Here is a 404-nt window from a genome sequence, read left to right on the forward strand (position 1 = left end):
CACCGACCCCCAAGGCAACATCGTCAGCCTGAGCTACGACCTGCGCGGCCGCAAGACGCAAATGGTCGACCCCGACATGGGCACCTGGACCTATGAGTACAACGCCTTCGGCGAACTGACCAGGCAGACCGACGCCAAAGGGCAGGTCACCAGCATGGCGTACGACAAGCTGGGCCGCATGACCAGCCGCGCTGAAGCCGACCTGACGAGCACCTGGACCTACGACAACTGCACCAAGGGTATCGGTAAGCTGTGCAGCTCGACAGCCGACAACGGCTACCTCAAGACCAATACCTACGACAGCCTGGGCCGCGGCAGCAGCACAACGACCACAATCGACACGGCCTACACCAACAGCGCCACCTATGACGCCAACGGCCGCATCAACACCATCACGTACCCGA

The 404-nt window shown here is 62.1% G+C and carries 1 pseudogene; it reads left to right on the forward strand.

The features are described 5' to 3' along the window. A pseudogene (locus RV1423_RS28265) lies at positions 1-404 on the forward strand (type IV secretion protein Rhs); the annotation flags it as partial.

Source organism: Herbaspirillum sp. RV1423, from assembly GCF_000577615.1.
GTDB lineage: Bacteria > Pseudomonadota > Gammaproteobacteria > Burkholderiales > Burkholderiaceae_D > Herbaspirillum.